The 20650-nt window shown below is 69.5% G+C and carries 20 protein-coding genes; 14 read left to right on the forward strand and 6 right to left on the reverse strand.

The genetic code is table 11. The features are described from left to right. Position 1: 1 nt before the first annotated feature. The 4 genes from AC1DJH_RS27730 to AC1DJH_RS27745 all read left to right on the forward strand — a co-directional run bounded on the left by AC1DJH_RS27730 (position 2) and on the right by AC1DJH_RS27745 (position 6129). Complete coding sequence (locus tag AC1DJH_RS27730; protein WP_472118319.1) at positions 2-2104, forward strand: site-2 protease family protein; 2103 nt, start codon at positions 2-4, stop codon at positions 2102-2104. Between the two features lie 118 nt (positions 2105-2222). Further along, entirely contained in the window at positions 2223-3896 is a 1674-nt protein-coding gene (locus AC1DJH_RS27735) for a hypothetical protein (protein WP_472118322.1), read from the forward strand. 178 nt (positions 3897-4074) lie between these two features. After that, the gene (locus AC1DJH_RS27740) at positions 4075-4422 is read left to right on the forward strand and encodes a hypothetical protein (protein WP_472118325.1); all 348 of its coding nucleotides are present in this window, start codon (positions 4075-4077) and stop codon (positions 4420-4422) included. A gap of 96 nt (positions 4423-4518) precedes the next feature. Beyond that, positions 4519-6129 carry an MFS transporter gene (locus AC1DJH_RS27745; RefSeq protein ID WP_472118328.1) on the forward strand — a complete coding sequence of 537 codons (1611 nt, stop codon included), beginning with the start codon at positions 4519-4521 and terminating at the stop codon, positions 6127-6129. A gap of 9 nt (positions 6130-6138) precedes the next feature. On the opposite strand, the gene AC1DJH_RS27750 is transcribed toward AC1DJH_RS27745, so the two are convergent. Together AC1DJH_RS27750 and AC1DJH_RS27755 are read right to left on the reverse strand one after the other, a co-directional pair. Next, the gene (locus AC1DJH_RS27750; RefSeq protein ID WP_472118331.1) at positions 6139-6834 is read right to left on the reverse strand and encodes a nitroreductase; all 696 of its coding nucleotides are present in this window, start codon (positions 6832-6834) and stop codon (positions 6139-6141) included. Next, entirely contained in the window at positions 6831-8132 is a 1302-nt protein-coding gene (locus AC1DJH_RS27755) for an NUDIX hydrolase (RefSeq protein ID WP_472118334.1), read from the reverse strand. Before AC1DJH_RS27755 ends, AC1DJH_RS27750 begins: the two co-directional genes overlap by 4 nt. Positions 8133-8380: 248 nt before the next feature. Between AC1DJH_RS27755 and AC1DJH_RS27760 the strand changes: the two genes are divergently transcribed. Beyond that, complete coding sequence (locus AC1DJH_RS27760) at positions 8381-8857, forward strand: hypothetical protein (RefSeq protein WP_472118337.1); 477 nt, start codon at positions 8381-8383, stop codon at positions 8855-8857. Beyond that, complete coding sequence (locus AC1DJH_RS27765) at positions 8832-9089, forward strand: DUF1488 family protein (protein ID WP_472118340.1); 258 nt, start codon at positions 8832-8834, stop codon at positions 9087-9089. The genes AC1DJH_RS27760 and AC1DJH_RS27765 overlap by 26 nt, the downstream gene beginning before the upstream one ends. Positions 9090-9123: 34 nt before the next feature. Here AC1DJH_RS27765 and AC1DJH_RS27770 read toward each other — a convergent pair whose 3' ends face one another. Together AC1DJH_RS27770 and AC1DJH_RS27775 are read right to left on the reverse strand one after the other, a co-directional pair. Further along, positions 9124-9837: a Crp/Fnr family transcriptional regulator gene (locus tag AC1DJH_RS27770; protein ID WP_435485825.1), complete on the reverse strand. Its 714-nt coding sequence runs from the start codon at positions 9835-9837 to the stop codon at positions 9124-9126. Between the two features lie 138 nt (positions 9838-9975). Continuing rightward, the gene (locus tag AC1DJH_RS27775; protein ID WP_472118346.1) at positions 9976-10716 is read right to left on the reverse strand and encodes a Crp/Fnr family transcriptional regulator; all 741 of its coding nucleotides are present in this window, start codon (positions 10714-10716) and stop codon (positions 9976-9978) included. Positions 10717-10922: 206 nt separating this feature from the next. Here AC1DJH_RS27775 and AC1DJH_RS27780 point away from each other — a divergent pair, with 206 nt between their 5' ends. From AC1DJH_RS27780 to AC1DJH_RS27795, 4 genes are all read left to right on the forward strand, one after another. Beyond that, positions 10923-11138, forward strand: coding sequence for a hypothetical protein (locus tag AC1DJH_RS27780; protein WP_435440178.1), 216 nt, complete (start codon positions 10923-10925; stop codon positions 11136-11138). Positions 11139-11274: 136 nt separating this feature from the next. Then, entirely contained in the window at positions 11275-12102 is an 828-nt protein-coding gene (locus AC1DJH_RS27785; RefSeq protein ID WP_478187895.1) for an HDOD domain-containing protein, read from the forward strand. Between the two features lie 13 nt (positions 12103-12115). Continuing rightward, entirely contained in the window at positions 12116-12364 is a 249-nt protein-coding gene (locus AC1DJH_RS27790; protein ID WP_472118351.1) for a helix-turn-helix domain-containing protein, read from the forward strand. Between the two features lie 150 nt (positions 12365-12514). After that, on the forward strand, positions 12515-13267 hold the full coding sequence (locus AC1DJH_RS27795) for a hypothetical protein (protein ID WP_472118353.1): 753 nt from the start codon (positions 12515-12517) through the stop codon (positions 13265-13267). A gap of 21 nt (positions 13268-13288) precedes the next feature. On the opposite strand, the gene AC1DJH_RS27800 is transcribed toward AC1DJH_RS27795, so the two are convergent. Further along, entirely contained in the window at positions 13289-13642 is a 354-nt protein-coding gene (locus AC1DJH_RS27800) for a hypothetical protein (protein ID WP_472118356.1), read from the reverse strand. A gap of 228 nt (positions 13643-13870) precedes the next feature. Between AC1DJH_RS27800 and AC1DJH_RS27805 the strand changes: the two genes are divergently transcribed. From AC1DJH_RS27805 to AC1DJH_RS27815, 3 genes are read left to right on the forward strand one after another with little or no spacing between them, the layout of a single operon-like run. Continuing rightward, positions 13871-14374 carry a (2Fe-2S)-binding protein gene (locus AC1DJH_RS27805; protein ID WP_472118359.1) on the forward strand — a complete coding sequence of 168 codons (504 nt, stop codon included), beginning with the start codon at positions 13871-13873 and terminating at the stop codon, positions 14372-14374. After that, on the forward strand, positions 14368-16653 hold the full coding sequence (locus AC1DJH_RS27810; RefSeq protein ID WP_472118569.1) for a xanthine dehydrogenase family protein molybdopterin-binding subunit: 2286 nt from the start codon (positions 14368-14370) through the stop codon (positions 16651-16653). The genes AC1DJH_RS27805 and AC1DJH_RS27810 overlap by 7 nt, the downstream gene beginning before the upstream one ends. Then, positions 16650-17954: a c-type cytochrome gene (locus AC1DJH_RS27815; protein WP_472118362.1), complete on the forward strand. Its 1305-nt coding sequence runs from the start codon at positions 16650-16652 to the stop codon at positions 17952-17954. The genes AC1DJH_RS27810 and AC1DJH_RS27815 overlap by 4 nt, the downstream gene beginning before the upstream one ends. A 57-nt stretch (positions 17955-18011) precedes the next feature. On the opposite strand, the gene AC1DJH_RS27820 is transcribed toward AC1DJH_RS27815, so the two are convergent. Beyond that, on the reverse strand, positions 18012-18842 hold the full coding sequence (locus AC1DJH_RS27820; protein WP_472118365.1) for an alpha/beta fold hydrolase: 831 nt from the start codon (positions 18840-18842) through the stop codon (positions 18012-18014). A 420-nt stretch (positions 18843-19262) separates the two neighbouring features. On the opposite strand from AC1DJH_RS27820, the gene mdtD reads away from it, so the two are divergent. Then, on the forward strand, positions 19263-20642 hold the full coding sequence (gene mdtD / locus AC1DJH_RS27825) for a multidrug transporter subunit MdtD (protein WP_478187896.1): 1380 nt from the start codon (positions 19263-19265) through the stop codon (positions 20640-20642). The last annotated feature ends 8 nt before the right edge of the window (positions 20643-20650 follow it).

Raw genomic sequence — 20650 nt, forward strand, 5'->3', positions numbered from 1 at the left:
CATGCCGCCGAGCCTCCCCGTCCTGCGCCAGGAGCTGGCCATCGGTGCCGGTCCGCGGCTGGCCGACGGCCAGCCCAGCTGGACGCTGCACGACCCGGTGCGCAACCTGTTCTTCCAGCTCGACTGGCCGAGCTTCGAAATGCTCAGCCGCTGGGACCTGCGCGATCCTCACGCGGTGCTCGGCGAGATCAACCGCGACACCGCCTTGCAGCTCGACCCCGACGCGCTCGAGCGCCTTGTGACCTTCCTGCGCGAGCAGCAATTGCTGCAGCCGGGCCACGGGTCGGCCGCCACCATGGCCGCGATGCGCGACAGGCAGCGCGGCAACTGGCACCAGTGGCTGCTGCACAACTACCTGTTCTTTCGCATTCCGCTGCTGCGGCCGGACCGCTGGCTGAGCTGGCTGCAGCCGCGGCTGGCGTTTCTGTTCGGCCCCACTTTCCGCCGCCTGACCATCGCCGCCGGCGTGCTCGGGCTGGCCGGCGTGTACCGCGAATGGGACCGCTTCTCCGCCACGCTGATGGACACACTCAGCTGGAACGGCGCGGTGCTGTACGGCTGCGCCATCGTGTTTGCCAAGACATGCCACGAGATGGGCCATGCGCTCACGGCCAAGCGCTACGGCTGCCGGGTGCCGACCATGGGCCTGGCGTTCTTGGTGATGTGGCCGGTGGCCTACACCGACACCAACGAGGTGTGGAAACTGGCGCGCCGCGGACAGCGGCTGGCGGTCGCCAGCGCCGGCATCGTCACCGAACTGTGCATTGCCGTCTGGGCGACGCTGGCCTGGACATGGCTGCCGGAGGGCGGCCCCAAGCAGGTCGCGTTCCTGCTCTCGACCACCACCTGGATCACCACGCTGGTCATCAACGCCAGCCCCTTCATGCGCTTCGACGGCTACTACATGCTGTCGGACTTTCTCGGCCTGCCCAACCTGCACGGCCGTGCCTTCGCGCTGGCGCGCTGGGACTTGCGCGAACGCCTGTTCGCGCTGGGCGAGCCGGCGCCGGAGGCGTTTCCGCGCCGCCGCCATGTCGGCCTGATCCTGTTCGCCTGGGCGGTCTGGATCTACCGGCTCGTGCTGTTCCTGGGCATCGCGGCGCTGGTCTACCACTTCTTCATCAAGGCGGTCGGGATCGTGCTGTTCGCCGTGGAGATGGTCTGGTTCGTCGCGTTGCCCGTGTGGCGCGAGCTGCAGGCATGGCGCGCGCGCCGCACCGCCCTGCGCCGCAGCCGACGTGCCCGCCGCAGCGCCGTGCTGGCGGTGCTGCTGGTGCTCGCCTTCTTCCTGCCGTGGCCCGACCGCGTGCACACCTCGGGCCTGCTGCAACCGCAGGCTCGCCTGGCGCTGTATGCCCCGGTCTACGCCAAGCTGGACGCGCTGCCGGTCGGCAACGGACAGCCGGTGCAGCCGGGCCAGGCGCTGCTGCGCCTGTCCTCCGCGGAGCTGGACCTGCGCGCCCGCGAGGCCGGCGCGCGCCACGACATGCTGGCCTGGCAATCGGCGGCCTCCGGACTCGATGCGACCAGCCGCAAGGACTGGCAGGTGCTCAACGACCAGCTGGCCTTTGCGAGTGCCGAGCAGGCTGCCGTGGGGACCGACCTGCAGCGCTATCGTCCGGTCGCCCCCCATGCCGGGGTGATGGTCGACATCGACCCCGACCTGCGTCCCGGCGAATGGCTCAAGGGCCAGGAATACCTCGGCTCGCTGGTGACGCCCGGCCGGTGGCAGGTGGTGACCTATGTGGGCGAGGAGGCCGTGCGCCGCATCGCCCGCGGCGACCGGGCGCTGTTCATCTCCGACGGCCTGGGCGGACCGGCGCTGCGGCTGACGGTGGCCAGCATCGACCGCGACGCCAGCCGCACGCTGGGCGAGCCCGAGCTGGCGTCGCTGTTCGGCGGCGACGTGCTGGTGCGCGAGAAGAACGGCACGCTGTACCCGGAACACGCGGTCTACCGCGTGCTGCTGGACGCCGACGAGGCGCTGCCCGCCACACACCCGTCGTGGCGCGGGCGCGTGGCCATCGCCGGGCGTTGGGAAGTACCGGCGATGCGCTTCCTGCGCTACGCCGCCTCGGTGGGCTGGCGCGAGGCCGGCTTCTAGCGCGCGTCTTGCGTCTTGCGTCTTGCGCGTCGCGGCGTTGGCAGGCGCCGACACGCCTGTCGCCCAAACGCCCGGTTGCTGCCTACACTGCGCCATGCCGAACCCACCCGCGGACAACATGCCCTCACATACAGTTCCGGCAGGCTCGCCTCCCGCGGGCGCGCCCGTCGTGCAGCATTTCAGGCAGGCGCTGCTGTGGCCCCTGCGGCTGATGCCCGCGCCCGGCGCCAGGCCGGTCCACCACGGGCCCTGGCACGTGCTGCGCGAGATGGGCGACGCCTCGCCGTGGCGCGAGGAGGTGGACGAATACACCGGCGACAGCAGCCGCTTCCACGAGCGGCACTACAACGAGTTCGTGAGCTTTCTGCCGTACGTGCAGCGCTTCCTGTACGGCGAGGGCCGCGCGCACGGGGACAGCGGCAGCGACGGCGATTCGCCGATGCGCATCTTCCGCCGCCACGACATCGCGGCGGTGCGCGTGGTGGCGCAGCCGGGCGACGCGCCGGTCACGCTGCAGGTGGTTCATTGCGACCTGTATTTCTTCTTCGACATCGACGTGGTGCTGCTCAACCTCGAGGTCGGCGCGGACCACCTGAGCCTGGCCCAGGCGCAGGAAATCCTCTACCGATTCGGGCGCGCCTACCCCGCGGGCTGGGAGCCCGACGGCACCGCCCTGCACTGCATGGCCAGCGTCGAATGGCTGGGCGCCGACGGCCGCGTGCTCGCGCGCTCCGACGCGCAGCAGCGCGACGCCTTCCTGTCGCATGTGGCCCAGCACCGCGCGCCGCGCATCTCGTCGCACTGGGCGTTCCTGATGCAGCCGCTGGTGACCGACTACTCCGAGGAGCCCGGCGCGCTGCGCTACCGGCAGATCGACTACTACCGCATGCCGGTCATGGCCTACCTGTCGCTGGACGATCCGCGCCGCCTCACGCGCGACGACTTCGTGCGGCTGGCGCTGGTCACCGGCGCGGGCGCGGCCGATGCCCACCTGCCCTATGCCGAGCACCACCTCGCGGACTTCGAGCACAAGTACTGCTACGACCGCTTCTGGGTCGATGCCGGCGCGGCCCCGCGCACGCGCTACCTGTGCAACGGCCATGCGCTCGTGGTGGTGGGCGATGCACATTCGGAGTTCTTCTGCTGCCGCGACCGCGGCGTGCTCGCGCAATTTCGCCACCAGCACTTTTTGCTGTTCCTGATCGCGCACTTCCAGAAGGCGTCGCTGCTGATGTTCTCCGACCAGCTGGTGGAGGCGCTGAGGAAGCTCGACATCCGCAGCACGCCGAGCGTGAAGCAGTTCAAGCGCGCCATCCGAGCGAGCTTCGAGCGCTTCCTGCGCTTCACGCACCGCTACTGGTTCCACGAGATCTCGGAGCAGGCGCAGGTGCGCGCGCTGTCGCATATGTGCGCCACGCACCTGGGCCTGGACGCGCTCTACGACGAGGTCAAGTCGCGCATCGCCGACATGAACACCTACCTGGACGCCGACAGCCTGCGCCGCCAGGCCAGCACCGTGGTGCGCCTCACGGTGGTCACGCTGTTCGGGCTCATCGGGACCATCACCACCGGCTTCCTGGGCATGAACCTGCTGGCCGAGGCCGATGCGCCGCTGTGGCGCAAGGCGGTCTGGTTCGGCGTGGTGTTCGCAGCGACCACCTGGCTCACGATCTACACCATGGTGAAGTCGCAGCGCCTGTCGGACTTCATCGACGCGCTGTCGAACGACAGGCTGGGGTTGCGGGGGAAGATGGCTGCGCTGGCGAGGGTGTGGCGCTCGGGTGGCGACTAGCGTCAGTTGGCGCAAGCTGGTGGCGACGATGAACCACAAGTCCCGAACCCGGCGTTTTCACGACCGGTCACGCACGGTGCGCCTTCGCTGACAGCAAGCGTCGTCACAGCCCCACCCGGCTGCTGCGGCGCAGCGCCTCTATTGAAGTCTTCAACCACTTCGTACAGAGGCTCCCTACATGAACCGCATCGCCACCACATTCCTTGCAAGCTGCATCGCCCTGGGCGCCGCTTCCGCCATGGCACAAGCAGGCGGGGGTGGCGGCCCCGGCCTGAACAGCCCCGACAGCCCCGCCATGCAGCAGAACACCTCGCCCGGCGGCACCGGGCCTACCAACCCCAATGGCATGACCACCGCGCCCACCGCCACGCCGGGGACGCCGAACTCGGGCGGCAACCTGTCGGGCAGCACCAAGGCGCCGGGCGGCGCAATGAGTTCGGGCCGCAAGTCGGACGGCAGCTCGAAGAAGGGCATGACCAACAACACCCAGGGCACCGGGCAGGCGCAGACGCCGAGCTCGCAGTAAGCACCGCAGTCGGCAGGCGTCGCTGCCGCCTGCCCGCGAGCACGAAAAGGGCTGCGCCGATATGATTTGGTCGCCCCGACGACCGCCCCCCCGCGCTTGAACTTCAACACCCCCGCAGCCACAGCCCACGCCCCTTCCCTCTGGGCTCCGCTCGCGCACCGGCCGTTTCGCGGCCTGTGGACGGCCGGCAGCCTGTTCTTCGTGGGCAACGCCATGCAGAACATGGCGGCGTCGTGGCTGATGATCGAGCTCACGGCCTCGTCGTTCCTTGCGGCGCTGGTGCAGACCGCTTCGTTCCTGCCGATGTTCCTGCTGTCGCTGCCCGCCGGCGTGCTGGCCGACACCACCGACCGCCGCAAGCTGATGCTGCGCATCCAGGGCGTGTACGCCGCTGCGGCGCTGGTGCTCACCGGGCTGGCGCTGGCCGGCTGGGTGGGGCCGGGCACGCTGCTGTTCTTCACCTTCCTGCTGGGCGTGTGCACGGCGCTGCAATCGCCGTCGTGGAACTCGGCCGTCAGCGACACGGTGGAGCGCAAGGAGCTGCCTCAAGCCATCACGCTGGTGTCCATGGCCTTCAACGGTGCGCGCGCCGTGGGGCCGGCGCTGGCGGGGCTGGTGTTCGCGTTCACCGGGGCCAGCGCGGTGTTCGCGGCGGCCGTGCTCACCGCCATGGGCATGAGCTACGCCACCGGCCGCTGGCCGCCGCGCCCGCCCTTGCCGGCCAAGCTGCCCGCCGAGCGGCTGTGGGGCGGCATGCTGAGCGCGCTGCGCTATGCGCGGCATTCGCCGGCCATCTTCGCGCAGCTGGTGCGCACCGCGGGCTTCAGCGGGCTGGGCTCGGCGCTGTGGGCGCTGCTGCCGGTCATTGCGTCGCAGCGGCTGGACCTGGGTGCGGCGGGCTACGGGTTGCTGATGGCCTGCCTGGGCACGGGCGCGGTGTCGGCGGGCTTCTTCGTCGGGCGCATCCGCTCGCGCTTCGGGCTCGACACGCTGGCGGCCTGCTGCTGCCTGGTGTTCGCGAGCGCCATGCTGGTGGGCGCGCTGTCGACCTGGCGCCCGCTGGTGTACCTGAGCTTCGTGCTTGGCGGCGCGGCCTGGATGACGATGATGTCGACCTTCAACGCCGCCACGCAGACCAGCGCGCCGCCGTGGGTGCGGGCGCGCGCCGCGTCGCTGCACACGCTGTGTTCGCTGGGGGCCTTCGCGCTCGGCTCGGCGCTGTGGGGGGCGGTGTCCAGCCTGCTCGGGCTGCCGGCCGCGCTGTGCCTCTCGGCTGCGTTCATGGTGGCGAGCGTGGGCCTGGCGCGGCCGTACCCGCTGCGCATGGGCGCGGACGACGAGGTGACGCTGGCCGCGCACAGCGACGAGCTGCTGCTGCCGAAAGAGCCCGAGTTCGAGGCCGGGCCCGTGGCCGTCGAAGTGGTCTATTGCATCCGCGAGGCCGACGCGCGGCGGTTTCTGGACACGGTGCAGCAGTTGGCCGTACCGCGCCGGCGCGACGGCGCCACCTTCTGGCGCGTGTACCGCGACCTGGGCGACCCGAGCCGCTACGTGGAGCGTTTCATCGTCACCTCGTGGGCCGACTACCTTCGCCAGCGCTCGCGCGCCACGGTGGCAAGCAACGAGCTGGAGGCCAGCGCGCGCGTGTTCCAGGTGCCCGAGGTGCCGGTGGTCACGCGGCACTACCTGGCCGAGCGCAGCCCCTGACGCCGAGTTTCAGGTGTCCACCCAGCGGCACGCCTCGTCGAGCGTGGCGCGCGTGGTGCGGAAGCGGTTGGCCGGATGCGCCGGGTCTTCGTAGCCGAAGGAAATGCCGCACACCACCTGCCGGTCCGGCGGGATGTCGAACCACCGGTGCAGGAACTTCGCGCGCGACGCGATGGCGGCCTGCGCGATGCTCGCCACGCCGCGCGCCCGGGCGGCCAGCATGAAGTTGCTCACGTAGGCGCCGCAGTCGAGCACGCCATAGGTGCCGAGCACGGCCTCGGTGGTGACGAGCGCCATGTGCGGCGCGCCGAAGAATTCGAAGTTCAGCTGTGCCTGCCGCGCCGAGGCTTCGCGGTCGCCGTGCGCAATGCCCACGCTGTCGTACAGCTGGAAGCCGCACTCGCGCCGCCGCTCCCGGTACACGCCGCGGTACTCGGCCGGCGGTGCGATGTCGAACGACGGGTCGGCCGAGGCCTCGGGCTCGGCCATGGCGCGGCGCAGCCGCTCGGTGGCCGCGGCGCTGGTCACCGCCACCTGCCAGGGCTGCGAGTTGCACCACGAGGCGGTGCGCTGCGCGGCGCGCAGGATGGCGTCGATCAGCTCGCGCGGCACGGGCTCGGCGAGGTAACCGCGGCAGCTGTAGCGCGCGTCGAGCACGGCGTCGAAGGCGCCGGCCTGCAAGGCGTCTGAAGACGTGGGATTCATGTCGGGTCCAGCAAGGGTTGCATGGGTTCGGCGCGCGTGCGCAGGAAGCCTTGCGCGGGCGCGATCCAGTCGACGGCGTGCGGCAGTTCGGCCGCACCAGAGAGCGCGCAGGGCGTGCAACGGCCGCTGAAGAGCGTGTTCTCCTGCACGAGCAGGAAGCAGCGCTCGCCCGAGACCTGCACGGTCTTCAGCGTCAGGCCGCCGAGGTCGAGCAGGTCGCTCGCGCTCTGCGCCGGATCGCCGGCGCCGGTGAACAGCGTCCAGCGGATCTCCCCCGGCGCCGCCGCGCGCACGGTGGCCCGCGCGATGTCATCGCCAGGGGGATCGATCAGCGCCCATTCGCCGCGGTCGCCGCCGCCCACCAGGTAGCTGTTGCACTCGGCCTGCGCGCCGGTCGTCACGCGCACCACGTGCGGCGACAGGCGCACCACCAGCCCGTCCTCCAGCGCGTGGCGGCCCTGGCCGTGGCCATCGGGGTCGATGCGCCCCAGCTCGGCATAGGCCGGCTCCCACGGGTTCACCGGATGGCGCCCGCCCGGGCCGGTGGCCACGCGCGGCATGATCATCGGCACCTCGCGCAGCGCCTGCGCATGGTCCATGCAGTCCTGCGCCTTGGCGAAGGACTGCAGCTGTTCGAGGATGCGGCGCGTCACGTTCATGAGCTTCAGCGCGCGCTGCGGGTTCAATGCCTCGGCGGGCGTGAGCCACAGGCACTCGACCGTCTCGCGCGTGTCGGCGCTCGGGGTCTGCGCCGGCGGCGCCAGCGCGACGAAGAAGCGGGTGTCGAAGCGGCGCGGCATGCCCGGCGGAGTGAGCCAGTGGCTGAAGTAGCGCAGCCGGTCGACCGCGAGTTGCCAGCCGCGCGCGCCGCACATGTGCAGCAGCGCGTCGGAGCCCAGCTCGGCGGCGTGGCGCATGGCGGCGCGTTCGTGCGGCGGCAGCGCGTCGAGCGCCACCAGCCCGCCCGTCTCCTCGGAGGCGAACAGCAGCCCGGCCTCCTCGAAGCACTCGCGCACGGCGGCCACGTAGTAGTCGAGCCCGTTCGCGGGCACCGCCAGGCGCAGGCTCGCGGCGGCGTCGTCCAGGCCGCAGCAGGCCGCGTGCATGGCGGGGTCATGCGTGTCGACCGTGCCGCCGGGGAACACGCTGGCGCCGCTGTTCTGGTCGGCCTCCTTCTCGGCCCGGCGCAGCATCAGCACCTCGAGCCCGGCCGCGCCGTCGCGCAGCACGATGAGCGAGGCGGCCGTGCGAATGGGCCGCACGCCGGGCGCAGCAGGCGTCTTCATGCCTTGGTTCATCGGGACATTCATCTGTGGTGGATCTGTTCAAAGGTTAGCGGGTCGGTCGCCATGGGGCGTCCCGGGCGCGACACCCGACGGCTTTCGGCGCCGGAACCTCAGGGCCGCATCGCCATGCGCATGCGCCGCGAAAGTATCGTCCAGCCGCATGCATTCAGGGCGTCTGTGAGGCAGCGCACAGACGCCGGGCGCGCGCGCGCCTACAAGCTGGAGTCATCTTTCGCAGTGCACCCACCGCTGTACTCCCCATGATCTACCTCGTCCGTCCCGGCCTTCCCCAACCGCTCACGGTCGCGTCCCCGCCCGGCGAGGCGCAACCCGTCCCCGCAGCGCACGACGACCTCGAGAACTGGACCGACCTGCTGCAAGCATTGACCGCCCGGCTGCGTTCGGGCGCGCGGGCCGGGGCGGCGGACGCATCGGCCCGAGGCGCGCAGCGACTGCAGCAACTGGTGACGGATTGCGCCTCGGACCTCGACCTGCTGCACCAGGCACTGTGCGCCGAGCGCGCACGACAGCACCGGCTGGAGACGGGCGTGACCAGGACGGCCGCAGGGTCGGGCGAATCGCTCGCGGCCGCGCCAGGTGAAGCTCGGAACGGTACCGCACAGACGCCGGGCCTCATGCATGCGACAGTGCACGAGGCAGCGGCCTGCGCCGATGTCTGCGCGCCACCCTGCCTCCAGAAAGATCTCCAAGATGTCCGACGCCCCCTACTTTCATGACGCCTCCGGCACGGTCCGTTTCTCGGTGACCGTGGAAGGCGGCCAGGCCGTGAGCGCCAGCATCGGCAGGGAGGTGCTGCGCTACCACTTTCGCACCGCCGAGAGCGCCGATTCGCTGGCAACCTTCGGGCAGCACGTCGATGAGATCGAGTCGGCCGTGCGGCGCCGGCTGGCGCAGGGCGCGATGGAGCCCGTGATGCTGCGCGAGCACGACATGCGCAGCCCGGCATGAGCAGCCGGCGAGCGACGAGCCCCCGGCATGCGCCCTAGCCTCGGGAGAGCAGGTCCGTGTAGCTGCGCCGGTTCGCCCGGTAGCAATCGCAGGCCGCGCTCTCCAGCCCCTGGCGGTCGGTGATGGTGATGACGCCGCGGCGGTAGTCGATCAGGCTGCGCGTGTGCAGCGCCGTGGCCGCGTTGGTGATGCCCACCCGCCGCACGCCCAGCATGCGCCCAAGCACCTCGTGCGTGAGCGTCAGGCGCGCCGAATGCGCACAGTCCTGCGTGGTGAGCAGCCAGCGCGCGAGGCGCTCCTCGATCTGGTGGAACTGGTGGCACAGGCCCAGGCGGCCGAACTCGGCCAGCAGCACGCACACATAGCGATTGAGCACGCGTTTCAAGGTGGCGCTCTCCAGCAGTTCCTCCTCGAACGATTGCGCCGTCAGCCGCCATGCCAGGCCCGCGCCCTGCACCAGCGTGCGCAGCGGCGCGCGCTGGGCGTCCAGCGACAGCTCGTAGCCCAGGGCACCGTCGTTGCCGACCATGCCGGTCTGCAGGCCGTCGTGGCCGTCGGCCACCGACACGAGCGAGACAAAGGCGCTGGTGGGAAAGTGAATGTGCAGGATCGGGTCGCCCGGTTCGTACAGAACCTGCGCCGCCCCCAGCTGCACGTTGTCGCACCGGGCGAGCAGGCGATCCCGGTCTGCGGGCGGCAGCGCTTCGAGCAGCCGGTTGAGCACCGGGGCGGCGGGGTCTGGAGTCACGGAACCGCCTGTTGAAAAGAGGAAAGAGCGCAAGCGCCGTCGCATGAACACGTCGGCATCCGCATTGTTGCCCGCCGGAGTGTCGTCATCTGTGCGCCTGCGTACCGAGTGGAATGCGGGGAACCCGGGCGCGCAGGCTCAGCTGGCGAGCCGGTCCGGCAGCAGACGGTCCGTTTCGCGCTTGACGACTTCGTAGCACTCGCACACCTGGCGTTCAAGCCCCGGCCGGTCGAGCACGGTGATGTGGCCGCGCGCGTACTTGATCAGGTTCAGGCGCTGCAGCTTGCCCGCCGCTTCGGTCACGCCTTCGCGCCGCACGCCGAGCATGTTGGCGATGAGCTCCTGCGTCATCACCAGTTCGTTGCCGGGCAGGCGGTCCAGGCTCAACAGCAGCCATCGGCACAGCTGCTGCTCCAGCGAATGGTGCCGGTTGCACACCGCCGTCTGCGACATCTGCGTGATGAGCGACTGGGTGTAGCGCAGCAGCAGGTGAAGCAAAGGCCCGCCTTTTTCGGTCAGTTCCTTGATATGGGTCGCGCTCACCCGGTAGGCATTGCCCGCGCTTTGCACCACCGCCCGGTTGGGCGTGCTGCCCCCGCCCATCAGGAGCGAAACCCCCACCATGCCCTCGAAGCCCACCACGGCAATTTCAGCCGATTGCCCGTTTTCCAGCACATACAGCAGCGAAACGATGGCGTCGGTCGGAAAAAACACGTACTGCTGCACCACGCCGGACTCGTAAAGCACTTCTCCCAGACGCAGCGGCACCAGTTCGAGCAGCGGTTTCATCCGGGCCATCACCTCGGCGGGGATGACATCCAGCAGGCTGTTGCGCGCGGCAGCCGCAGGCAACGAAGACGAAGACGAAGGCAGTGCCATGGCAGGGAGCGGCTTCCAAAGTTCACATGATTCTGCGGCGCATCCACTCGCGTCTGTACGTTAGCGCACAAAGTACTGCCATTTTGTTTTAGGGGGGCGTCGGTGCGCTGGCGAACGGTGCCGGCAACGATTTGGCGCTAGCGTGGGAACAAGTCACCTCTGCTTTGGAGGAAAACCCTTGCGGGGACGCAGGAGGCCGAATGCCCATGCGAATGCTCAGCCGCCTGTGCTGCGCGCAATTACCGCTGCTGATCGACGACCAGGAGGAAATCCAGATGTGCGAAGTGCTGCGCAGCGCGGGGCTCATCGAGGCCGACCTGCCGCCGGTGCTGTACCGGCGCGGGCACCACGTGTATGCAGGTCAGGCCACCGTGATGCGTGTGACGCCGAAGGGCCTGTCCGCGTCGGGGCAGAAGCGCTGAACGAAGGGGCTGTGCGGGCGGCGTCCAATTCAACCGCTGCGCCACGGTGCCTAAAAAAAAGGCGGCTTTCATGCACCTGAAATCTTTCGATTGCAGCAAAATCCCGGGCTTCGAGAAAACTCATTCCAAGATCGCAATGACGCTGGACGACCTGTTTGCCGATAGCCATCTGCTGCCCACGGTACCGAAGGTGGTGTTCGATCTCATCGAGATCCTGCGCGACGAGGACGCCGCGGTCAGCGCGGTGGCTCGCAGGCTCGAGCTCGACCAGGTGCTGACCGCCAGGGTCCTGCGCCAGGTCAACTCCCCCTATTTCGGGCTTCGGCGGAAGATCTCGTCCATCCAGGACGCCATCCAGATGCTGGGTTTCTCCTCGATCCGCTCCCTGGTGGTGAGTTCGGGCCTCACGGGCACCTTCCGCAAGGTCGACGGCGTGAACCTGCCGGCGTTCTGGTCGCACAGCCTGCGCGTGGCGTCGGTGGCGCGCTACCTCGCCGGCAAGACCCGGCGCGTCGACCAGAGCCTCGCATTCACCGTCGGCAGCATGCACGCCATCGGCCACCTGATCATGGCCGGCGCCATGAAGGAGCAGATGGCCGTGCTCAATGCAGCCCACCCCTTCGACGCCATGGGCCGCCTCGAAGTGGAAAAGCAGCAGTGGGGCTACCACTACGGCGACGTCAGCGCCCGGCTGGCCGCACGCTGGGAATTTGCCTCCGACTTCACCAGCGCCCTGGCCGGCTTTGCCGACCCGATGGCGTGCGAACAGCAAGACCCGCTCGCCAATGTGCTGCATCTGGCGGTGTGGCGCGTTGCGCTGGAGCGCGAAGGGCTCGTGATCGGCGATGCGCGGCACGTGTGGCCGGCCCTCTCGGCCGACGCCATCGGCCTGTCGGAAGCGGTCGTCCAGGAGATGCCGGCACCGCGCGAGCTGGCTTTCGATCTCGAATCGATGATCGCCTGAGCCTGCGCAGTCCATGGCACAGGGCAAGCGAGTTTCCGCAGACATCAGCGAGGACGCCCTTCGGGCGATCAAGGACATGGGCGCCGCCGCCAAGGCGGGCCGAATCGGCGCGGGCGAGGGGCAGGCCGCGGCGGCCGCCCGCCTGGGCGTGCACGTGCAGACCATCGCGCGGATCGAGTCCGGGGAACCGGGCGTCGCCATCGGGCACGTGCTGGGCATGCTGGTGCTGTACGGCATCACGACGAAGCTGCAGCAGCCGTAGTCGCCCATCAGGGGGCGAGCCTCGTTCAGAGGGTCACAGTCATTCGAGCATGGGACAGGCAGCGCAAGCGTGCGGGGTCGCGCTATCCTCGCCGCCCCACCCACCTGCGGAGCACCGATGACTTTTTGCGCTGTCCTTGCATTGCCGGGCTTGAGCCTGGCCGTCGCCGACACGAGATTCACCTTCGAGGGGAACACGCCCGGGGTGCAGCACCACGACGGCCCCGACGACCTGTCCATCGACATCGCCGGCACGGGCCACCGGACCACGCTGCCCTTCCATCGCCGCAAGCTCCAGATGATCGGGCGCAGCTGGGCCACGGGCACGGGCGGCGTGCTGGCCGTGCGGGCGGCCCTGAACGCGCTGAGCGCCGCCGCGGCGCAGGACGGCCCCGCCGCGCGCGCGCTCGTTCTTGGCCGGACCGACGAGCTTCTCAAGGACGCCCGCGCCGCGAGCGCTCCGGACGCCAGCCTTCTGGACACCATCCTGATGTGCGCGCGCTTCGCGCAGGCGCCGGCCGTGCCGCTGCCGTGGGCGTTCTCGCTCACCGAGCGAGCCGGCGACGCGCCGCAGAAGATCGAGTCGCCGATCCTGGTCAATTGGCCGCTGGCGCTTGCAGACAGCGATCAGCTGGCGGGCGCGGAAGACGCGCTCGACGCCGGCCTGACCCGGTCGGGCGGCCTGCCGGACATTGTTCGCGCCTTCGCGGGCGCGCTGCACACGAGCTCGCAACACGGCGCGTCGTGCGGCCCGATCGCCCAGATCGGCTTCACCGCCGATCGCGGGCCGAAGGGCGTTCTTTCTTATTACGTGAGCGCGAACGCGGCGGAACTCAGCCGCTGCAGCGACGCGGAGTTCGAAGCGTTGATCGGGCAGCCGATCGAGGTTTCCGAGGGAAGCTGAGGTTGTCGCCAGGCAGCCTTCTCAAAGGGCACCTGCGAGGGTCAGCTGTCGCCGGCTCGTCCAAAGGTTGACCAGGGCGTCGAGCTCCGTGGCATGGAGCCGGTCGGGCCGGACAGCTCCTTCGTCGAGCAGGACCCCTGTCCCGAGCGAGGCCTGCCAGCAATTGTCAGAGAGCTTCCTGAAATGGCCGAGGCACACGTATCCGAATGGCGCCGAAAGGGAGAAGGCACATCGCCGCAGCAGCATGCCGTCGCTGCGCGCGCCTTCTACCTCCTTGGTCGACACGAGCACGTGCAGACCATCGTCCTGGAGGATGTTCTGCCTCGGCAGGATGGCCAGGAGCGGGGAAGGGCGGGGGGAACTCGAATCGGGCATGACTGTCCGTATATCGGCAACCGGGCGCGCAAGTTGAGGGCGCCGATGTCCGGACAAGGGTAAGCACCCAAGCCCGGTGCCCGCCTCGTCGACCCCCCTTCTCGCGCAGCACTTGCGCCAAGTCCGGCAGCCATTCGCAGCCGGCCTTGGGCCCAAGCAAAAATCCCGAAGTCGCGCTATGGTTCGGTGCCGCTCCCCACGGCGAATTTCAAAAAGAAGGCAGGGCCCATGATCGATCTCAACATCAACGGCCAGTCCGTTGCCGTCAACGCCCCCGACGACATGCCCTTGCTCTGGGCATTGCGCGACATCGTCGGCCTGACCGGCACCAAGTTCGGCTGCGGCATCGCCCAGTGCGGCGCCTGCACCGTGCACCTCGACGGCCAGCCCGTGCGCTCGTGCGTGCTGCCGGTCGGCAGCATCGGCAAGAAGGCCATCACCACCATCGAGGCCATCGCCCAGACGCCGGCCGGCCAGAGCATCCAGAAAGCCTGGCTCGAGGTCGACGTGGTGCAGTGCGGTTACTGCCAGTCGGGCCAGATCATGTCCGCCGCCGCGCTGATCCAGCGCACGCCCAACCCGAGCGACGCCGACATCGACATGGCCATGTCGGGCAACGTCTGTCGATGCTGCACCTACTCGCGCATCCGGGCGGCCATCAAGCAGGCCGCCACCGGCAAGCCCGAGGTGCTGCAGTCGGTCGTGGCCATGCCCGCCAGGAGCACATCGTGAGCGCCGCAGGCATCAGCCGGCGCGCCGCGCTGCAGGCCGGCGGCCTGGCGCTCGCCTTCACCTGGGTCGGGGGCAGCAAGGCCTTCGCGGCCATCAGCGCCCGGCAGCAACCCGCCGACGCGGCCGCCGCGCTGGCGGACGGCAACCCGGCCTTCGCACCGAACGCCTTCATCCGCATCGACGCCGACGGCGGCGTGCGGCTCGTGATGCCGATGGTCGAGATGGGCCAGGCCATCTACACCGGCTCGGCGATGCTGCTGGCCGAGGAGCTCGGCGTGGAGCTCGACCAGGTACGCGTGGAGCATTCGCCGCCGAACGAGGCGCTCTACGGCATGCCGCTGCTGGGCGGCCAGATCACCGGCGGCTCGACCAGCACGCGCGGCACCTACGCCGTGCTGCGCGAGGCAGGCGCCGTGGCGCGCACGCTGCTGGTGGCCGCCGCCGCCGCGCAATGGAAGGTCGACCCGGCGAGCTGCACCGTGGCGCGCGGCGTGGTAAGCCATGCGGACTCGAACCGGCAGCTCGGCTTCGGCGCGCTCGCCGGTGCCGCCGCCAAGCTGCCGATGCCGGGCAAGGTCGCGCTGAAGGAGCCGAAGGACTTCAAGCTCATCGGCCAGCCGCTGCGCCGTGTCGACTCCGCCGACAAGGTCAACGGCAAGACGCAGTTCGGCCTCGACGTGCGCGTGCCGGGCATGAAGGTGGCCACGGTCAAGGCCTGCCCCACGCTGGGCGGCGTGCTGGCCTCGGTGGACGACAAGGCGGCGCGCGCGATTCCGGGCGTGGTAGCCGTCATTCGCATCAAGGACGCGGTCGCGGTGGTGGGCGAGCATTTCTGGGCCGCCAAGCGCGGCCTCGACGCGTTGAAGCTCACGTGGACGCCGGGGCAGAACGCCGCGCTCACCACGCAGCAGTTGCGCTCGGCGCTGACCGACGCACTGGCCAAGGGCAAGGCCATCGTCGGCAAGGAAACCGGCAAGCGGCCCGAGGGCACGCTGGTGCAGGCGACCTACGACCTGCCGATGCTGGCCCACGCGACCATGGAGCCGCTCAACACCACGGTGCATGTGCGGCCCGACGCGTGCGAGATCTGGGTGGGCACGCAGGTGCCGGCGCGCTGCGTGAGCGTGGCGGCCAAGATCACCGGGCTGGCCGAAGACAAGGTGGTGGTGCACAACCAGTACCTGGGCGGCGGTTTCGGGCGGCGGCTGGAAACCGATTCGGTCGAGCAGGCCGTGGCCTTCGCCAGGCAGGTGCCCTACCCGCTCAAGGTGGTGTGGACGCGCGAGGAAGACATTCGCCACGACATCGTGCGCCCGATGTACCACGACGACATCTCGGCGGTGGTCGACGGCGACGGCGACATCCTGTGGTTCGGCGACCGCATCGCGGGCGGCACGGTGCTGGGCCGCTGGGCGCCTGCCTTCATGGGCAAGGACGGCATGGACGGCGACCTGATCGAATGCGTGGCCGAGCCCTGCTACGACCTGCCCAACCTCAAGGTCGAATGGGTGCGGCACGACATGCCGGCGGGCCTGAACGTCGGCTGGTGGCGGGGCGTGGGGCCCACGCACAACCTTTTCGTGATGGAGAGCTTCATCGACGAACTGGCGCAGCGCGCCAAGAAGGACCCGGTGGCCTACCGGCGCGCCCTGCTGAAGAAGAACCCGCGCACGCTCGCGGTGCTCGACCTGGCCGCGGAAAAGATCGGCTGGGGCAAGGGCGCGCTGCCTGCGCGCACGGGCCGCGAAGGAAACGAAGGCCGCGTCGGGCGCGGCGTGGCCGTGGGCGACCCGTTCGGCAGCCGCGTGTGCGCAATGATCGAAGTGGAAGTTTCGCCGCAGGGCGAAGTGCGCCTGCGGCGCGCAGTGGTCGCGCTGGACTGCGGCATTGCCGTGAACGCCAGCTCCATCGAGGCGCAGATCCAGGGCGGCCTGCTGTTCGGGCTGAGCGCGGCGCTGTTCAGCGAGATCACGCTGCAGGGCGGCGCCATCGAGCAGAGCAACTTCCACGACTACCGGATGCTGCGCATCAACGAATCGCCGCCGGTCGAGGTGCACACCGTCAAGAGCGGCGAAGCCCCCGGCGGGCTGGGCGAGGTCGGCACCGCCATCGCCGCACCGGCGCTGGCCAACGCGATCTTCGCGGCCACCGGCGTGCGCTTGCGCGCATTGCCCGTGAACCGCGCGCTGCTGGCGCAGGACAAGGAGGCGCTGAAGAAGAAGGTCGCCGATGGCGGGCCTTCAGCCCATGAAGCGCAGGGCGAAAGGAGCGCGGCATGAAGCGGTTCTTCAAGGTGCTGGTGGTGCTGGTCGTCGTGGCCGCGGGGCTGTATTTCTTTCTGAACCGCACCGACAAGTCCGAGGGCGAGGCGCCGGTGCTGGCCGGCGCGCCGAGCGATGCGGCGCTGCTGGTGCGCGGCGAGTACCTCACCAAGGCCGCCGACTGCATCGCGTGCCACACGGTGGCCGGCAAGGGGCAGCCCTTTGCGGGCGGCGTGCCCTTCGTGCTGCCTTTCGGCACGATCTATTCGTCGAACATCACCGCCGACCCGGCCACGGGCATCGGCGGCTGGAGCGACGAGCAGTTCGTGCGCGCGGTGCACGACGGCGTGCGCGCGGACGGCAAGCGCCTGTACCCGGCGTTCCCGTACACCTCGTACACGGCGCTCAGCCGCAACGACGTGCTCGCCATCAAGGCCTACCTCTTCAGCCTGCCGCAGGTGAACCAGCCGAACAAGGAGGCCGACTTGGGCTTTCCGTTCAACCAGCGCTGGGCCATGGGTTTCTGGAACGCGGCCTTCTTCAAGAGCAGCCGTTTCGAGCCCGACCCGGCCAAGCCGCTCGCGTGGAACCAGGGCAAGTACCTGGCCACGGCGCTTGGCCATTGCGCGGAGTGCCACACGCCGCGCAACCTGGCCTTCGCGCTGGAGACGAGCAACAACCTCGCGGGCGAATCGATCCAGGGCTGGCGCGCCTACAACATCACGTCGGACGCGAAGAACGGCATCGGCGCCTGGAGCGACGCCGACATCGCCAGCTACCTCACGACCGGGCATGCGGACGGCCGCGGCTCGGCCTCGGGCCCGATGGGCGAGGCGGTGGAGCACAGCCTGCAGCACCTGAAGCCGCAGGACACCGCGGCGCTCGTGAGCTACCTGCGCACGGTGCCGGCCAAGCCGGGCAAGGACCCGATCGAGATCGACGCCAAGGCGCCCTGGGCCGTGGCGGCCAGCGCGGCGGCGCCTGCGGCCAACACGGCCGAAGGGCACGAGCAGGGGTTGCGGCTGTTTGCGGCGGCATGCGCCAGCTGCCACCAGTGGAACGGGCAAGGCCAGCAGACCAATTTCGCGTCGCTGCTGGGCACGCGCGGCGTGAACGACCCGGGCGGCGCCAACGTGACGCAGATGATCCTGCAGGGCGTGAACATGCGCGTGCACGACAACGAGGTGTACATGCCCGCATTCGGCAAGGCCTACACCGACACCGAAGTGGCGGCGCTCGCCAACTACGTCATCGCGCAGTTCGGCAACAAGCAGGGCACGGTGACGCCGGAGTTCGTGGCGAAGCAGCGTACGCGCTGAGGCGCTGAAGCGCGGGAGGATCCGGCATCGTCGATGACCGGATCCAGGAACTCGGCCTCAGCCCTTCACGAACGCCAGCAGGTCCGGGTTGATCACGTCTGCCTGCGTCGACAGCATGCCGTGGGGAAATCCGTCGTAGCTCTTGAGCGTGCCGTGCTTGAGCAGCTTGGCCGACAACGGGCCCGAGTCCGCGTAGGGCACGACCTGGTCGTCGGTGCCGTGCATCACGAGCACCGGCACGTCGATCTTCTTCAGGTCTTCGGTGAAGTCGGTTTCGGAGAACGCCTTGATGCACTCGTAGTGCGCATTGGCCGCGCCCATCATCCCCTGCAGCCACCAGCGGTCGATCAGGCCCTGCGAGATCTTCGCGCCCGGGCGGTTGAAGCCGTAGAACGGGCCGGTCGGCAGGTCGATGTAGAACTGCGCGCGGTTGGCCGCGAGCGCGGACCTGATGCCGTCGAACACCTCCATGGGCAGGCCGCCGGGGTTGGCCGGCGTCTTCACCATGATGGGCGGCACGGCGCTCACCAGCACCGCCTTGGCCACGCGGCCCGGCTTGGCGCGCGCCACGTAGCGCGCCACCTCGCCGCCGCCGGTCGAATGGCCGATGTGCACGGCGCCCTTCAGGTCCAGCGCGTCGGTCAACGCGGCGACGTCGGCGGCGTAGGTGTCCATCTCGTGGCCGCCCGACGTCTGCGAGGAACGGCCGTGGCCGCGCCGGTCGTGCGCGATCACGCGGAAGCCCTTGCCCAGGAAGTACAGCATCTGGGTGTCCCAGTCGTCGCCGCTCAGCGGCCAGCCGTGGTGAAAGACGATGGGCTGCGCGGTGCGCGGGCCCCAGTCCTTGTAGAAGATGTTCGTGCCGTCCTTGGTGGTAACAAAGCTCATGGTGGATCCTTTGGTGTGGTCGGGATGGGTTGCGGCTGGCGCTGAAGGCTTCTGCGCGGCAGCCAGGGTCGAGGTGCCAAGGGCGGAAACCGTCACGATGCCTGCCGCACTCGCCAGAATGCTCCGCCGCGAGGCACCTGTCGATGTTTTCGTGTGGATGTGGGACATGCTTCTTTCCATGGGTCGCGTTGCTCGGCGGCGAATGCAGGATTGCCTCGCCGACACCGGTACTCTGGTCGAACGGGCGCGGTAAATCTTGAACGGAATGCCTGTGCTTTGAACGTTGTCGCCGGCAGCCTGCGCAGGTTTGCGCTCGCCTGCGCCCCACCGGCAGCGTCGGGTACCCCGAACTCGGGATACTCCTCACCCTGCGGCGCCCGCGCCGCGTTCTGTGGAATCGAGTTGCAGCAAGCCAGACCGTTGGAAGAGAAAGCCGCCCGCAAGGCCTTGTTGTGGATCGTCGCGGGGGGCTTCTTCATGCAGTCGCTCGACACCACGGTCGTCAACACCGCATTGCCGTCGATGGCCAGCAGCCTGCATGAAAGCCCGCTGGCGATGCAGCCGGTCGTGGTGGCCTACACGCTGACCATGGCCATGCTGACGCCGGCCTCGGGCTGGCTCGCCGACCGCTTCGGCATGCGCGCCACCTACCTCGTGTCGATCCTGCTGTTCGTGCTGGGATCGGTGTGGTGCGCTGGCGCGCAGTCCCTGACGCAGCTTGGCGCCGCGCGCGTGCTGCAGGGGCTGGGCGGCGCGATGCTGCTGCCCATCGGACGGCTGGCCATTCTCCGCAGCGTGTCGGCCGAGGGCTACATCGCGGCGCTCGCCACCGTCAGCGTGGCGGGGCAGCTCGGCCCGCTGCTCGGGCCCACGCTGGGCGGCTGGCTGGTGCAGTCCGCCAGCTGGCACTGGATTTTCTTGATCAACGTGCCGATCGGGCTGGTGGGGCTCTGGGCGGTGCGGCGCTTCGTGCCCGTGGGCCGGCTGGAAGACGCGCCGCGCTTCGACTTTGTCGGCTTCGGCCTGCTGTCGCTGTGCATGGTGGCGTTCTCGCTGGCCATCGATGTGCCCACCACCACGCACCGCGGCGCCTGGTCGGCCGGGCTGTTCGCGCTCAGCGCCGTCTCGGCGCTGGCCTACCTGCCGCACGCGCGCAGGCGCAGGGCGCCCTTGTTCCGGCTGGGCCTTTTTCGCGAGCCCAACTTCGGCGTCGGCCTGCTGGGCAACCTGGTGGCGCGCATCGGCAGCAGCGCGGTGCCTTTCCTGCTGCCCCTGTTCCTGCAACTGCAGCTGGGCTACAGCCCCTTGCATTCGGGCCTGATGATGATTCCCGCCGCGCTGGCCGGCATCGTCACGAAGTCGTGGATCAGCGGGCTGGTCAACCGCTTCGGCTACGACAGCTTCCTGCTCGGCAACACGCTGATCGTGGGGGGCTCGATCGTGTCGTTCTGCCTGATCTCGCCCGAATGGCCGTTGTGGGCACAGGTGGTGCAGCTCGCTGTCTTCGGCGGCGCGAACTCCATGCAGTTCGCCGCCATGAACAGCGTCACGCTCAAGGGGCTCGGCAAGGCGGATGCCAGCAGCGGCAACAGCCTGTTCTCGATGGTGCAGATGCTGGCGATTGCGCTGGGCGCCACCATCGGCGGCGGCCTGGTCGGGCTGCTGTCGGGCGAACTGGCCTCCACCGCGCTGGCGTTTCGCTACACCTTCATCGCCGTCGGGGTGATCACGCTGCTGTCGGCGGGCGTGTTTCGCTGGCTCGACGAGGCGCGGTTCAAGGCGCAGCCCCGGCGCACGTGATTCCGGCG

The sequence above is a fragment of the Variovorax sp. 10N412 genome (genome assembly GCF_056394985.1).

Coding starts and splice junctions, on each gene's coding strand:
- AC1DJH_RS27730 (WP_472118319.1), top strand. CDS start 2: ATGCCGCCGAGCCTCCCCGTCCTGCGCCAGGAGCTGGCCATCGGTGCC.
- AC1DJH_RS27735 (WP_472118322.1), top strand. CDS start 2,223: ATGCCCTCACATACAGTTCCGGCAGGCTCGCCTCCCGCGGGCGCGCCC.
- AC1DJH_RS27740 (WP_472118325.1), top strand. CDS start 4,075: ATGAACCGCATCGCCACCACATTCCTTGCAAGCTGCATCGCCCTGGGC.
- AC1DJH_RS27750 (WP_472118331.1), bottom strand. CDS start 6,834: ATGAATCCCACGTCTTCAGACGCCTTGCAGGCCGGCGCCTTCGACGCC.
- AC1DJH_RS27755 (WP_472118334.1), bottom strand. CDS start 8,132: ATGAACCAAGGCATGAAGACGCCTGCTGCGCCCGGCGTGCGGCCCATT.
- AC1DJH_RS27760 (WP_472118337.1), top strand. CDS start 8,381: ATGATCTACCTCGTCCGTCCCGGCCTTCCCCAACCGCTCACGGTCGCG.
- AC1DJH_RS27765 (WP_472118340.1), top strand. CDS start 8,832: ATGTCCGACGCCCCCTACTTTCATGACGCCTCCGGCACGGTCCGTTTC.
- AC1DJH_RS27775 (WP_472118346.1), bottom strand. CDS start 10,716: ATGGCACTGCCTTCGTCTTCGTCTTCGTTGCCTGCGGCTGCCGCGCGC.
- AC1DJH_RS27780 (WP_435440178.1), top strand. CDS start 10,923: ATGCGAATGCTCAGCCGCCTGTGCTGCGCGCAATTACCGCTGCTGATC.
- AC1DJH_RS27785 (WP_478187895.1), top strand. CDS start 11,275: ATGACGCTGGACGACCTGTTTGCCGATAGCCATCTGCTGCCCACGGTA.
- AC1DJH_RS27790 (WP_472118351.1), top strand. CDS start 12,116: ATGGCACAGGGCAAGCGAGTTTCCGCAGACATCAGCGAGGACGCCCTT.
- AC1DJH_RS27800 (WP_472118356.1), bottom strand. CDS start 13,642: ATGCCCGATTCGAGTTCCCCCCGCCCTTCCCCGCTCCTGGCCATCCTG.
- AC1DJH_RS27805 (WP_472118359.1), top strand. CDS start 13,871: ATGATCGATCTCAACATCAACGGCCAGTCCGTTGCCGTCAACGCCCCC.
- AC1DJH_RS27815 (WP_472118362.1), top strand. CDS start 16,650: ATGAAGCGGTTCTTCAAGGTGCTGGTGGTGCTGGTCGTCGTGGCCGCG.
- AC1DJH_RS27820 (WP_472118365.1), bottom strand. CDS start 18,842: ATGAGCTTTGTTACCACCAAGGACGGCACGAACATCTTCTACAAGGAC.